Source organism: Curtobacterium sp. MCPF17_051 (assembly GCF_003234595.1).
In the GTDB taxonomy this organism is placed as follows: Bacteria; Actinomycetota; Actinomycetes; order Actinomycetales; family Microbacteriaceae; genus Curtobacterium; species Curtobacterium flaccumfaciens.
Genome location: NZ_QKSE01000017.1, coordinates 20,489 through 34,051 on the forward strand (window position 1 = coordinate 20,489; position 13,563 = coordinate 34,051).

Annotated in this window: 12 protein-coding genes; 9 read left to right on the forward strand and 3 right to left on the reverse strand. The window is 70.4% G+C overall.

Translation table 11 applies throughout. From position 1 onward, the window contains the following. The first annotated feature begins 14 nt into the window (after positions 1–14). The 3 genes from DEJ35_RS13600 to DEJ35_RS13610 all read left to right on the forward strand — a co-directional run bounded on the left by DEJ35_RS13600 (position 15) and on the right by DEJ35_RS13610 (position 3,236). The gene (locus tag DEJ35_RS13600) at positions 15–968 is read left to right on the forward strand and encodes an ROK family glucokinase (RefSeq protein ID WP_017886608.1); all 954 of its coding nucleotides are present in this window, start codon (positions 15–17) and stop codon (positions 966–968) included. A 50-nt stretch (positions 969–1,018) separates the two neighbouring features. Continuing rightward, positions 1,019–1,744 carry a 1-acyl-sn-glycerol-3-phosphate acyltransferase gene (locus DEJ35_RS13605; RefSeq protein WP_027465236.1) on the forward strand — a complete coding sequence of 242 codons (726 nt, stop codon included), beginning with the start codon at positions 1,019–1,021 and terminating at the stop codon, positions 1,742–1,744. A gap of 106 nt (positions 1,745–1,850) precedes the next feature. After that, complete coding sequence (locus DEJ35_RS13610; protein ID WP_110860131.1) at positions 1,851–3,236, forward strand: class II 3-deoxy-7-phosphoheptulonate synthase; 1,386 nt, start codon at positions 1,851–1,853, stop codon at positions 3,234–3,236. Between the two features lie 98 nt (positions 3,237–3,334). Here DEJ35_RS13610 and pknB read toward each other — a convergent pair whose 3' ends face one another. Continuing rightward, positions 3,335–5,407, reverse strand: coding sequence for a Stk1 family PASTA domain-containing Ser/Thr kinase (gene pknB / locus DEJ35_RS13615; protein WP_111192960.1), 2,073 nt, complete (start codon positions 5,405–5,407; stop codon positions 3,335–3,337). 82 nt (positions 5,408–5,489) lie between these two features. Next, positions 5,490–6,776, reverse strand: a complete 1,287-nt coding sequence (locus DEJ35_RS13620) for a LysM peptidoglycan-binding domain-containing protein (RefSeq protein ID WP_258378491.1) — start codon at positions 6,774–6,776, stop codon at positions 5,490–5,492. Between the two features lie 172 nt (positions 6,777–6,948). On the opposite strand from DEJ35_RS13620, the gene DEJ35_RS13625 reads away from it, so the two are divergent. Beyond that, entirely contained in the window at positions 6,949–7,305 is a 357-nt protein-coding gene (locus tag DEJ35_RS13625) for an Rv2175c family DNA-binding protein (protein ID WP_173033316.1), read from the forward strand. 74 nt (positions 7,306–7,379) lie between these two features. Here DEJ35_RS13625 and DEJ35_RS13630 read toward each other — a convergent pair whose 3' ends face one another. Further along, the gene (locus tag DEJ35_RS13630; RefSeq protein ID WP_111192945.1) at positions 7,380–8,498 is read right to left on the reverse strand and encodes a polyprenyl synthetase family protein; all 1,119 of its coding nucleotides are present in this window, start codon (positions 8,496–8,498) and stop codon (positions 7,380–7,382) included. A 96-nt stretch (positions 8,499–8,594) separates the two neighbouring features. Between DEJ35_RS13630 and DEJ35_RS13635 the strand changes: the two genes are divergently transcribed. The 5 genes from DEJ35_RS13635 to DEJ35_RS13655 all read left to right on the forward strand — a co-directional run bounded on the left by DEJ35_RS13635 (position 8,595) and on the right by DEJ35_RS13655 (position 13,553). Beyond that, positions 8,595–8,990, forward strand: coding sequence for a DUF3040 domain-containing protein (locus DEJ35_RS13635; RefSeq protein ID WP_111192946.1), 396 nt, complete (start codon positions 8,595–8,597; stop codon positions 8,988–8,990). 525 nt (positions 8,991–9,515) lie between these two features. Continuing rightward, positions 9,516–9,947, forward strand: coding sequence for a division/cell wall cluster transcriptional repressor MraZ (gene mraZ, locus DEJ35_RS13640; RefSeq protein WP_017886616.1), 432 nt, complete (start codon positions 9,516–9,518; stop codon positions 9,945–9,947). A 106-nt stretch (positions 9,948–10,053) separates the two neighbouring features. Then, positions 10,054–11,019, forward strand: a complete 966-nt coding sequence (gene rsmH / locus DEJ35_RS13645; RefSeq protein WP_110860137.1) for a 16S rRNA (cytosine(1402)-N(4))-methyltransferase RsmH — start codon at positions 10,054–10,056, stop codon at positions 11,017–11,019. Position 11,020: 1 nt separating this feature from the next. Next, a complete protein-coding gene (locus DEJ35_RS13650) occupies positions 11,021–11,734 on the forward strand; it encodes a hypothetical protein (protein ID WP_111192947.1) in 714 nt (237 codons plus the stop codon). A 49-nt stretch (positions 11,735–11,783) separates the two neighbouring features. Further along, the gene (locus DEJ35_RS13655) at positions 11,784–13,553 is read left to right on the forward strand and encodes a penicillin-binding protein 2 (RefSeq protein WP_110860141.1); all 1,770 of its coding nucleotides are present in this window, start codon (positions 11,784–11,786) and stop codon (positions 13,551–13,553) included. Positions 13,554–13,563: the final 10 nt, after the last annotated feature.

Consider the following 13,563-nt stretch of genomic DNA (forward strand, 5'->3'; position numbering starts at 1 on the left):
TAGGCTCGTTGCTCGTGCACGCCATCGGAATCGACATCGGGGGCACCAAGATCGCGGGTGCGGTCGTGACGGAACTCGGCGAGATCGTCGCCGAGGACCGCGTGGCCACCAACGCTGCGGACCCGAACGCCATGCTCGACGACGTCGTCTCGATGGTCGAGCGACTCAGCTCGCTCCACCAGGTCGGCGCCGTGGGGGTCGCCGCCCCCGGGTTCATCGACGCCTCGCAGTCGATCGTCTACTACACGCCGAACATCCGGTGGCGGAACGAACCGCTCCGGCAGAAGCTGCAGCAGCGCCTCGGCGACCTGCACATCACGGTGGACAACGACGCGAACGCCGCTGGCTGGGCCGAGTTCCGGTTCGGCGCCGGTCGGCTCGTGTCCGACATGACGATGCTCACCATCGGCACGGGCGTCGGCGGTGCCATCGTGACCGAGGACCGCCTGTTCCGCGGGGGCTTCGGAACCGGCGGCGAGATCGGCCACCTGCGCATCGTCCCGAACGGGCTGCCCTGTGGCTGCGGTGCCCGCGGCTGCATCGAGCAGTACGGCTCGGGTCGTGCCCTGCAGCGCATGGCGAACGACGTCGCCGACGCCGGTGGCATCGGCTCGGCCCTGGCCGACGCCCGCGCCGACAACGGCGGCCAGCTCGACGGCAAGATCGTCGGCGACCTGATCCTGGCCGACGACCCGGGTGCCCTCGCGGCCCTCCGTCGGCTCGGTCGGCACCTCGGCGAGGCGTGCGCGTCGCTGTCCGCGGTGCTCGACCCGCAGCTCTTCGTGTTCGGCGGCGGCGTCGCCAGTGCGGGAGACCGGCTGCTCGATCCGATCAAGCAGGCGTACCTCAACAACCTGCCGGCCCGCGGGTACCACCCCGAGCCGGACTTCGTGATCGCCGAACTCGTCAACGACGCCGGCGTCGTCGGTGCCGCCGACCTCGCCCGCATCCACGCCCGCACGGCGTAGGGTCGGGCCACCCACCCGGGCCAACACCTTCTCACCACCTGGAGTCGTCGATGACCTACTGGCTGCTGAAGAACTTCGTGCTCGGCCCGCTCATCCTCACCCTGTTCCGGCCGTGGGTCGTCGGCCGCGAGCACGTGCCCGCCAAGGGCCCGGTCATCTTCGCGTCGAACCACATCTCGTTCATCGACTCGGTGATCCTGCCGGCGGTGCTCGACCGTCGACTGTCGTTCCTGGCGAAGAGCGACTACTTCACCGGCCGCGGGCTGAAGGGCTGGGCGACGAAGACGTTCTTCAACGCCATCGGCCAGCTGCCGATCGACCGCTCCGGCGGCAAGGCGTCCGAGGCATCGCTGCGCACCGGCCTGCAGGTCCTGGCGCGCGGTGAGCAGCTCGGCATCTACCCCGAGGGCACCCGCAGCCCCGACGGCAAGCTCTACCGCGGCCGCACCGGCATCGCCCGGATGATCCTCGAGGGGCGCGTGCTCGTCGTCCCCGTCGCCATGGTCGGCACGCGCGAGGTGCAGCAGATCGGGCAGCGCTTCCCGAAGATCAAGCGCGTCGGGGTCGTGTTCGGCAAGCCGCTCGACTTCTCGCGGTTCCAGGGGTTCGAGACCGACCGCTTCATCCTGCGCAGCGTCACGGACGAGGTCATGCACGAGCTCGCCGGCCTGAGCCGACAGGAGTACGTGGACGTCTACGCCACCAGCGTGAAGGAGCGGGCGAGCTCCGCGCGCGAGGCCGTCATGCGGGAACGGAAGTCGACGCCTGCACGTTAGGCTCTGATGGTCCCGGCACCCCGCCAGGACGCCCATCGTGCGACGCGCGGCCAGGTGCCGCTAGCGCGTCGGCGGGCCGCCCGCACAGAACACCGAGGTAACGCCCTTGTTCGAGTCGACCGACTTCGTCGCCCTGCAGGATCCGGACGTCATCGAGGGGCTCGACTATTGGCGGACGCTCCCGATCAAGCAGCAGCCGACCTGGCCGGACGCCGCCGCTGCTGAGGCCGCGTCGGCCGAGATCGCCACGCTCCCGCCGCTCGTGTTCGCGGGCGAGGTCGACAAGCTGCGCGAGCGGCTCGCCGCGGCCGCCCAGGGCAAGGCCTTCCTGCTGCAGGGCGGTGACTGCGCCGAGACCTTCGCCGGTGCCACCGCCGACTCCATCCGCGACCGGGTCAAGACGATCCTGCAGATGGCCGTCGTGCTGACCTACGGCGCCTCGATGCCCGTCATCAAGATGGGGCGCATGGCCGGGCAGTTCGCCAAGCCCCGCTCGAGCGACTTCGAGACCCGGGGCGACGTCACGCTGCCCGCCTACCGCGGCGACATCGTGAACGGCTACGACTTCACGCCGGAGAGCCGGACGGCCGACCCGCGCCGCCTGGTGCAGGGGTACCACACCGCTGCTTCGACGCTGAACCTCGTCCGGGCCTTCACGCAGGGGGGCTTCGCCGACCTGCGGCAGGTGCACTCGTGGAACAAGGGCTTCGCCTCGAACCCCGCGAACGCCCGCTACGAGCACCTCGCCAAGGAGATCGACCGCGCGATCCGCTTCATGGACGCCTGCGGCGCCGACTTCGAGGCGCTCAAGCACGTCGAGTTCTACGCCTCGCACGAGGGGCTGCTCATGGACTACGAGCGCCCGATGACCCGCATCGACTCGCGCTCCGGCCTGGCGTACGACACGTCCGGTCACTTCATCTGGATCGGTGAGCGCACGCGCGACATCGACGGCGCCCACGTGGACTTCCTGTCGCGGGTGCGCAACCCGATCGGCGTGAAGCTCGGCCCGACGACGAGCGTCGACGACATGAAGGCGCTCGTCGACAAGCTCGACCCGAACCGTGAGCCGGGTCGCCTGACCTTCATCACGCGGATGGGCGCGGGCAAGATCCGCGACGAGCTGCCCAAGCTGCTCGAGGCGATCAAGGGCATGGACGCCAACCCGCTGTGGGTCACCGACCCGATGCACGGCAACGGCCTGACCACGCCGACGGGCTACAAGACCCGCCGGTTCGACGACGTCGTGGACGAGGTCCTCGGCTTCTTCGAGGCGCACCGCCAGGTCGGCACGTACCCGGGTGGCATGCACGTCGAGCTCACCGGTGACGACGTCACCGAGTGCCTCGGCGGCTCGGAGCACATCGACGAGGCCACGCTCGCCACCCGCTACGAGTCGCTGTGCGACCCGCGCCTCAACCACATGCAGTCCCTCGAGCTCGCCTTCCTGGTGGCCGAGGAACTCGGCGCGCACCAGCCCGACCGCTCGTAACGCAGGAACCCCCGGACAGGAGGCCCGGTGCCAGCTGGCACCGGGCCTCCTGTCCGTCGTGTCCACACGTTCCGGGCCGCGGGAACTGCCCGGCGGAACTACTGGTCGTAGGACAGGGTGACCGTGTCGCCGCGGTGGACCGTTGCGCCGGCACCCGGGTCGGTGCCGGTGACCGGCAGCTTCGACTTCCAGTCGTAGAAGCCGCAGAGGATGTTCGTGCAGTCGGGCACGGAGACCTTCAGCCCGAGGTCCTCGAGGGTCTTCGTCGCCTCGTTGATCGTCGCCCCGACGACGCCGTCCTCCGGCACGGTGATCGGCGTCGGACCCTTCGACACGACGACGTCCACCGCCGACCCGCGCACGGCGGGGGAGTCCTGCACGGCGGCGGAGACGATCTGGCCCGCGGGCACGCTCTCGCTGTACTCCTCGGTCCGGGCGCCGAGGATCAGTCCGACGTCGTCGAGTGCGGCGGAGGCCTCGTCGACCGTCTTGCCGACCACGTCGGGCACGGGGCCGAGCGAGACGGTCAGCGTGACCGGCCCGGTCTCGCCGTAGGCCTTCACCGTCGTGAGGTCGAGCGGCTTGCCGCCGGACACCCGACCGGTCGCCGCGACCACGGTGTCCTTCGGGGCGTCGGCGGAGAACTCGTACCGGTCGTCCTGCAGCTCGAAGTCGTCGTCGAGCGCGGCCGTCACGGTGGAGAGCGGCTGGCCGACGATCGCCGGCAGCGGGATCATCCGGGGGCCGTTCGACACGACGATCTGCACCGCCGTGCCCTTCTGCACCTCGCGCTCCGCGGCCGGCTTCGTCGTGGAGACCTGCCCCTTCGCGACGACGGCGTCGAACCGTGTCCCGGTCTTCGACGCCGCCTGCAGGCCCTGTGCTTCGAGCAGCTGCCGGGCCTGCGAGACCGACTTGCCCGTGACTTCCGGGATCCGCACGTTGCCACCCGGCCCCGGGCCGAAGTACCAGCCGAAGCCGGCTCCGATCAGCGCGAGCACGACGACCACGGACAGCAGGATCCAGCCGCGCTTCCGGCGCTTCGCCGACTGGTCGGCGAGCCGCTGTCCGGCGGGGGAGAGCACGCCCGGCTGTGCCCCGGTCCGACGGGGGCCCGGGGCGTTGCCGCGCGCACGGGCGGGTGCTCGACCGCGGTCGCCGGTGTCCCGGTCGCCGGACCGGTCGATGATGGCGGTCTCGTCGGCGGCTGCTCCGGCGGCCCCGACGGATGCTGCGGCCGCTGCGGCGCCGAGCGTGCCGGCGCCACCGGAGGGCAGGATCGCGGTCCCGTTCTCGGGGCGCAGGACGGCGGTGCGGTACTGGCCGGTCGCACGCTGCTGGTTGCCCGACATGTGGTCGAGCATCTCGCGGGCGTCGCGGGGACGGTCCTCGGGGTCCCGTGCGGTCGACCAGGCGACCAGCTCGTCGAGCTCCGGCGGCACCCCGGACACGGCGGCACTCGGTGCCGGCACGGAGTCGTTGGCGTGCTGGTAGGCGATCTGCATCGGCTGCTCGCCCTTGTAGGGCTGCTCGCCGGTGAGCATCTCGTAGAGCATGATGCCGAGTGCGTAGATGTCGCTGCGCGAGTCGGCGGCGCCGCGGGTCACGAGCTCGGGGGACAGGTAGGCGATCGTGCCGAGCAGGGCCGCGCCGGTCGCCGTGTTCGCGGTCGTGGCACGGGCCAGGCCGAAGTCGCCGAGCTTGATGCGGCCGTCGTCGGCGAGCAGGACGTTCTCGGGCTTCAGGTCGCGGTGCACGATGCCGGCGCGGTGGGCCGAGGCGAGTCCGGCGAGCACGGCGCGCAGGATGTCGGTCGCCTGCTCGGGCGTCAGGGCGTGGTGCTCCTGCAGCAGGTCCCGCAGCGTGATGCCGGGGATGTACTCCATGACGATGTAGGCGATCTCGCCCTCGGCACCCTGGTCGTAGACGCCCACCAGGTTCGGGTGCGACAACCGGGCCGCCGACCGGGCCTCCTGGATGAAGCGCTCACGGAAGGCCTGGTCGTCGGCCAGGTGCCCGTGCATGATCTTGATCGCGACGCGTCGCTCGAGGCGCACGTCGGTCGCGAGGTAGACGGTCGCCATGCCCCCGCGCGCGATGCGGGAGCGGACGCGGTACCGCTGATCGATCATGCGACCGATCATCGGATCCGTGGCGGCGTTGGTGGTCATCGGCGGCATTCTACGAATCGGAACCGCACTCGGGCGCACCGGCGCACCGCCCGTGACCCAATCTCGATCTTCCGGATGAGGCTCAGAGGGTCGCCAGCCAGCCCTGGGCGGCGCTCGCCCAGTTGGCGTAGGCCTTCGGGTAGGCGGAGAGCTGCACGGCCTGGGCCGCGTCGGTGATGCTCATCGAGGACCAGCCGGGCACGTCGAGCAACCCGCGGGTCTTGCCGGCGTTCGGGTTGTTCCGCCCGCCGAAGAACAGCGCGGTGGCGTGCGCCGGGTCCTGCAGCTTCGCCGCGCTGCCCCAACCCTGGCTCGGACGCTGCTGGAACAGGCCGACCGAGTCGCGGTCGCCGTGCGGCAGGTTCCGGAGGCTCGACTCCTGCATCGCGGCGGCGAGGGCCACGACGATGCCGCGGTCGGGGACGCCCAGCGATCGACCGACGGAGACGATCGTCGCCGCGTTCTGGCGCTGCTCGGCGCTCAGGCCGACGGCACCGCTGACCGCCGCACGCGCGGGGACCGCAGGCGCGGCGGTGGCGTTCGATGACGGGATGACGAGCGTCTTGCCGGCGTAGATCGTGCTCGTGTACGACAGGCCGTTCGCCGACAGGAGCGACTTGACGGAGACGTGGTGCGCGGCGGCGATCGAGGCCACGGTGTCGCCGGCGCTGATCTTCACGCTCGTCTTCGTCGACGGGGCCGAGGCGGTGGAGACCGACGGCGTCGAGGACGAGCCGTGCGGCACCCGCAGCGTCTGCCCCGGGTAGATGACGCTCCGCTGCGACAGCTTGTTCGCGCTGAGGAGCGCCGTGGTCGACACGCCGACGCGGGACGCGATGCCGGAGACGGTGTCGCCCTGCTTCACGTGGTAGCTCGAGGTGTCCGAGCCGGAGCCGCCGGTCGACCCGGAGGTCCGCACCGCGGCGGTGGTGACGGCGGGCGTCGATGCCAGGTGGAGCGTCTGCCCGGGGTGGATGATCGTGTTCCAGCCGAGGCCGTTGCGCACGAGGATCTCCTGCGCCGACAGGCCGAAGCGGGCGGCGATGTCCGAGACCGTGTCGCCGTGGTGGACCGTGTAGTTCGTGGGCACAGCCGTGGTGGTGGCCGTCGTGGTGGCGGCGACCGTCCGCACGACGGTCTGCGTCGGCCGCGCGACGGCGGTGCCGAACACCGGACGGTCGGTCACGGCGCGGTCCTGGTCGACGTGGCGCTTGTGGTTCGCGTCGGCGTCGTCGTGCCGCGGCTCGGCGTGGGCGATCGGGCCGGTGAGCCCGGCGGTCACGGCGATCGTGCCCGCGAGGACGATGGGCATGGTGGCGAACCGGGCGGATCGTGCGCGCCGGGCGACTTCGTCTGCAGCGTGGTCCACGGGTTTCTCCTGATCTCGACTGAGCCGTGCGCACGCATGCGCGCACTCACAGGTGCCACAACGCTGGCACGGCCTGATTCCCAAGTCAACCAGAGAGTCGGATGGGGGGGATGTGACGAATGTGACGAACGAGGCGCATTCACTCCGGCGGTCACTCTGGCACCATGGGCGTGTGAGTGCCGCACCCGCCGACGACCTGTCCCTCTCCGAACGCTGGCTGACCGTCCCCGAGCTGGTGGACATGTTCAGCACGAGCCCCGGACGGATCCACCGACTCTTCGAGCAGAAGACCCTGCTGGCAGCCCGCGTCGGCGGTGTGCTGCGCGTGCCGGTCGAGTTCCTCGAGGACGGGGAGCCGATGCCCGAACTGCGTGGCACGCTGATCGTGCTCGGCGACAACGGCTTCACCGACGACGAGGCGGTGCGCTGGATGCTCACCGTCGACGACGCGATGGGCACCACGCCGATCGCGGCGCTGCGCGCCGGTCGCAAGGCCGAGGTGCGTCGCGTCGCCCAATCGCTGCTCTAGACGCGTTCCGGACGGACAGGAGGCCCGTGGCGGTGTCGCCACGGGCCTCCTGGCGCGCCCTGTGTGGAACGCGTCTAGGACGTCCGGCGGCTGACCGTGTCGGCCAGCGACGCGAGCTGCTCGCGGGCCGACGGTGTCAGCGGCGAGGCGTCGAGCGCCGCCTTGGCGCGCTGGACGTGCCGCTCGATCGACCGCTCCACGGCGGCCACGGCGCCCGACTCGGTGAGGGTCGCGCGGAGCATCTGCACCTGCTCCTCGTCGAGGTCGGGGTCTCCGAGGAGCTCGTCCAGGAGCTGCCGCGGGCCGCTCGCCAGCGTCTTGCGCGCCGAGGCGATGAGGACGGTCCGCTTGCCCTCGCGCAGGTCGTCGCCGGCCGGCTTGCCGGTGACCTCGGGATCGCCGAAGACCCCGAGCATGTCGTCGCGCAGCTGGTACGCCACGCCGAGGGGGAGTCCGAAGGCGCGGAGGCCCTCGAGCTGGGAGTCGCTCGCGCCGGCGACGAGGGCACCGATGACCAGCGGGGCCTCGATCGAGTACTTCGCCGACTTGAAGACGATGACGCGCTGGGCACGGAGCAGGTGCTCGGACTCGTCGATGACCGGCCAGGCGGTCTCCTCGTGCACGTCGAGGTACTGCCCCGCCGTGACGTCGAGGCGCATCGCGTGGAACTCCTGACGGACGATGCGGGCCCGCACCGGGTCGAGGAGCGCGAGGCCCTCGTCGAAGACCGAGTCGCTCAGCGAGAGCAGCAGGTCGCCGAGGAGCAGCGCGGAGTTCGTGCCGTACTGCCCGCGGTCGCCGACGAAGCCGGACTCCTCGTGCAGGGACTCGAAGCGGCGGTGCGCGGCCGGACGCCCACGGCGGGTGTCCGAGCGGTCCATGATGTCGTCGTGCACCAGGGCGGCGGCGTGGAAGACCTCGAGCGCGGCGGCGACCGTGACGATCGCCTCGGCGGTGGTCTGCCGGGACCCCTCGGCCAGCGGGTCGAACGAGCCCGAACGGCCCGCCACCGACTGCCATCCCCAGTAGCAGAACAGTGCCCGGAAGCGCTTGCCGCCGGACAGCAGGTCTCGGGCGTACCGGTCGAACGGCGCGAGGTCGGGGCTGATCGCGAGGAGCCGTTCACGCTGCTCGTCGAGTGCCCGGTCGATACGCGCCGATACGAGGTCCACTAATCGCGTACTCTCAGCCACGATCCCTACCCTAGTGGAGTGGTCGAGGCATAGAATCGGTCCACTCAACCCGCGTTTTTCAACCCCGCGTCGATCCCAGGAACAGAGGGAACCAAGATGCCGCTCTCGGAACAGGAGCAGCGCCTTCTCGAAGAGATGGAGCGCAGCCTCTACCAGAACGATTCCGATTTCGTGGCTCGTGTCACACGTCGACAGGGTCGTCCGACGTACACAGCCATCACACTCGGGGTCCTCGGCGCACTCGCCGGGGTCGCCATCGTCATCGTCGGCCTCGTCATCAAGGCGCCGCTGTTGGGCATCCTCGGCTTCGTCGTGATGCTCGCCGGTGTCCTGTTCGCGTTTCGCCCGGGTATGCGTGCCCCGAAGGCGAAGCCCGCTCGGCCGGGCAAGCCCGCATCCGGTGGGTCGGCGCGTCCGTCCACCGGTGGCGGCGGGTCCTTCATGGACCGGATGAACGAGCGCTGGGACAAGCGCAACGACCAGAGTCAGTAGCTGACGGGAGTCATCAGGACTCCCTCCACACTCCTCCACGGGGTCGACCTTCGGGTCGGCCCCGTTTCGTGTTTCCGGGGGCGGGGGCTCTTGTTGCGGCGTCCGGGCGTGGACGTGCCCGCGAGTGGTCACGACATGCCGTGCGGTTGATGCCGAGGGTGCAGGAACTGTCGGCTGGGGCCCGCGCGAGCGACGGTTCGTGACCACTCGGCGTCGCGGCGGCGGCACGTCTTGACCGTGCGCTGACCGGCGGCCGGGCGTGGTGGAGCCGACCGTGATCCCGCGGCGCGCCCTGACGTGCTCCACCGGCTGCGAAAGTCCTCCACTTTCCTCCACGCAGCCCTCGGCGCTGTCGAACCGCATGATTCCGGGCCTGCGAGGTCATCGCTGCGGAGTGCATTCCAGTCTGCATGCCCCCAGTAGGGGTGTCGCGGGCCGAAAAGGGAGTGGAATCCTGGGCGCGGGGAGGGGAGTGGAGTAAAGTGGGGCTCGCAACGGTCCGGTGGAGCGGAGGGGAGGCCCGACGTGCTGCTCGGTACTCATGCCCCGAAGCTCGACGAGAAGGGTCGCGTGATCCTCCCCGCCAAGTTCCGGGACGAACTGTCCGGCGGGCTCGTGATGACCCGCGGCCAGGAACGCTGCGTCGTGGTCTTCAGCGCCCGGACGTTCGAGGAACTCCACGAGCGCATCCGGACCGCCCCGATGACGTCGAAGCGCACCAGGGACTACATGCGTCTGTTCCTCTCGGGGGCCAGCGCCGAACAGCCCGACAAGCAGAACCGCGTGACGATCCCGCAGAACCTCCGCGAGTACGCGGGGCTCGAGCGGGACCTCACGGTCATCGGCAGCGGTGACCGTGCCGAGATCTGGTCCACCCCCGCGTGGGAGGCCTACTACGCCGAAGCCGAAGAGGCATTCGCCGACAACGACGAGGAGGTGATCCCGGGGATCTTCTGATCCGCGGATCGGGACTCCCAGCCGTGAAGCCCTGACGCCACTTCCCCGGTGTCAGGTCGCATGGATGGGGATCCGGACCCACGGCCCAGGAGACGAGGGGCTGCACATGGCCGACAACGACAACGAGACGCCACGCTTCCCGCACACGCCGGTGATGCTCCAGCGCATCGTCGACCTGTTCACGCCGACGCTCGAGGGCCCGGGCAAGGTCGTCGTCGACGCCACGCTCGGCATGGGCGGCCACTCCGAGGGCCTGCTCGAGCGCTTCCCGGAGCTCACGCTCATCGGGCTCGACCGCGACACCGACGCACTCGGCATCGCGGGGGAGCGCCTGGCCCGCTTCGGCGACCGAGTCCGGCTCGTGCACACCGTGTACGACGGCATCGTCGACGCGATCGAGGGCGAGGGCTTCACGAAGGTCGACGGCGTGCTCTTCGACCTCGGCGTGAGCTCGCTGCAGCTCGACCGGGCCGAGCGCGGGTTCGCGTACAGCCAGGACGCCCCGCTCGACATGCGGATGGACCGGACCGAGGGGCAGACCGCCGCCGACGTCCTGGCCACCTACGACGAGGGCGAACTCCGCCGCATCTTCCAGCGCTACGGCGAGGAGAAGCTCGCCGGCCGCTACGCCCGAGCGATCGTCGAGCGGCGGGAAACGAAGCCGTTCGAGATGTCCGGCGACCTGGTCCAGGTGCTGCACGACGCGACCCCGGTCGCCATCCAGCGCCAGGGGCACCCTGCCAAGCGCGTCTTCCAGGCACTCCGCATCGAGGTCAACGCCGAACTGAGCGTGCTCGAGCGAGCCATCCCGGCGGCGCTCGACGCCATCGCGGTCGGCGGTCGGATCGTCGTCGAGTCGTACCAGTCCCTCGAGGACCGCATCGTCAAGCGGGCACTGGTGGAGCGCACGAAGTCGAGCGCTCCCGCCGGCCTGCCGGTGGAGCTGCCCGAGCACGCCCCCACCTTCTCCCTGATCGTCAAGGGCGCCGAGCTGGCCGACGAGGCCGAACGCGCCGCCAACCCCCGAGCAACCCCCGTGCGCCTGCGCGCGGCCGAGCGGATCCGGAACTGACATGAGCACGAACCTCGCACTCGTCGACCCCGCGGTCGTCCCGTCGCGGGCCCCGCGCCCCGACCGTCAGCGCCGCCCCGAGCTGGTCGAGGTCACCCCGACCGCGGCCCAGCGTCGGGCACGCCCCCGCATCGGGTACGCCGTCGTGGCCGTCGCCGCGCTCGGGATCCTGCTGCTGGCCCAGCTCGGCATCAGCATGGTGCTCAGCCAGGGCGCCTACACGCTCAACTCGCTGTCCGCCGAGCAGACGAACCTGTCCCGCACGCAGCAGTCCCTGTCCGAGCAGCTCCGGGTCCTCGACTCGCCGCAGAACCTGGCACGCAACGCCCAGTCGCTCGGCATGATCGCCAACTCGACGCCGGTGTACCTCGACCCGAAGACCGGTCGGGTGTACGGCACGCCGACCCCGGCGAAGCCCGACGAGGCCACGGCGTCCACCGAGAACCAGGTGCCGAACTCACTGCTGAACGACGTGCCGCTGGCCACGAAGCCGGGCGACACGTCGACGAGCAAGGAGACGGGCACGACGGGCACGTCGAGCGCGAAGGACACGTCGGGCACCAAGGACACGTCGGACGCCGCGGGCACCACGGGATCCACCGACGGCACGGCCACGTCTGAGAAGACGAGCGGCGCCAGCGCGTCGGACCAGGGGACGGCGAAGTCGTCCGTAGAGTCCGACGCGAACCCGCTCCAGGCGCCCTCCACCCGGTGACCGGCGGGTCCGCCGCACCCTCAGCACCGCCCGGGAAGGACCGCACCGCGTGACGAAGACGATCCGCAACCGACGCCTGCGCTACAGCATCGTGATGCTCGCCGTGATCGCCCTCGTCGGGGTGTTCGTGGTGCGGCTCGTCGACATCCAGGTCGTCCAGGCGTCGGAGCTGAACAAGGCGTCGGCCCAGAAGCGCAGCATTCCCGTGACCATCTACGGCACCCGCGGGTCGATCGTGGACCGCAACGGCACCGAACTCGCCGACAGCGTCACGCGCTACAACATCACGACCTCCCCGCGCCTGGTGAAGGGCTTCAAGGGCAAGCTCGGCGGCACCCGCATCAAGGACGTCAGTGTCGGCACCGCCCTGAGTGCGCTGGCGAAGGCGTCCGGCGGTGACGTCGCGACCATGCGGAAGAACATCGCCGCGAACCCGAAGTCCGACTTCGCGTACCTGGTCAAGGGCCTCGACGTGCAGCACTACGAGGCCGTGCGTGCACTCGGCATCCCCTGGCTGTACCCGGAGCCACAGGCGGCGCGGGTGTACCCGACGGGTGCGACGACGGGCAACCTGACCGGCTTCATGGGCACCGACGGCGCCCAGGCCGGCCTGGAGTACTCCTACAACCAGTGCCTGGCGGGCACCAACGGCTCGGAGACCTACGAGCGCGGCGAGGACGGCGTGCAGCTCCCGGGCAGCACCGTGACGACGAAGAAGGCCAAGGACGGCGGCACGCTCGAGACGACCATCGACAGCGACCTGCAGTACATGGCGCAGCAGACCATCGCGTCCGCCTCCAAGACCCTGCAGGCGGAGTCCGCGACGGCGACGGTCACGAGCGTCAAGACGGGTGAGCTGCTGGCGGTCGCCGACTACCCGACGGTCGACCCGAACGACGTCGACGCCACGACCGACAAGGGCGCCTTCGGTTCCCGTGCCCTGACGGCGTCGTACGAGCCGGGCTCCACGATCAAGGCCGCCATCGCCGCCGCGCTGCTCGACCAGGGCAAGTCGAGCCCCACCGACCAGGCCGTCGTGCCGTACTCGCGCACGTTCCCCTGGGGCGGCACGATCCACGACTCCGAGTTCCACGCCACCGAGAACCTCACGCTCACCGGCATCCTGCAGAACTCGTCGAACGTCGGCATCACCGAGCTCGGCGCGCGGCTGACATCCCAGCAGCGCTTCGACTACATGAAGAAGTTCGGGCTGTTCGAGCCGGAGACGGCCATCGACTACCCGGGCCAGCCCTCGATGGACTACGGCACCAGCCCGAACTGGGACCAGCAGACGAACATCAACTCGATGTTCGGTCAGGGCATCTCGACGACAGCGGTGCAGGTCGCGAGCGTCTTCCAGACGATCGCGAACGACGGTGTCCGGATCCCGCTGCACTTCGTCAAGGGCTGCACCACGGCGGACGGCAAGACGATCGACGCGCCCGACGTGCAGAAGCAGCGGGTCGTCTCCGCAGCCGCCGCCACGCAGGTCACCGGCATGCTGCAGAGCGTCGTCACGGGTGGCACGCTGGTGGGCATGAAGCCGATCTCCGGCTACAACATCGCCGCGAAGACGGGGACCGCCGAGGTGGCCGAGGGGTCGCAGGGATACGGCGGTCAGCGCATCACGTCGGTGGCCGGAATGGCACCCGCCGAAGACCCCCAGTATGTTGTCACGGTGACGTTCACGAAGCCGCAGACCAACAAGTGGTCCAGCGGAGCGGCTCCGGCGTTCCGCACACTCATGTCCCAGGTGCTCGAGAAGTACCGAGTAGCCCCCTCCGCGTCCGAGGCGAAGCTCTACCCGTCCACGTGGTGAGGAAGAAGGA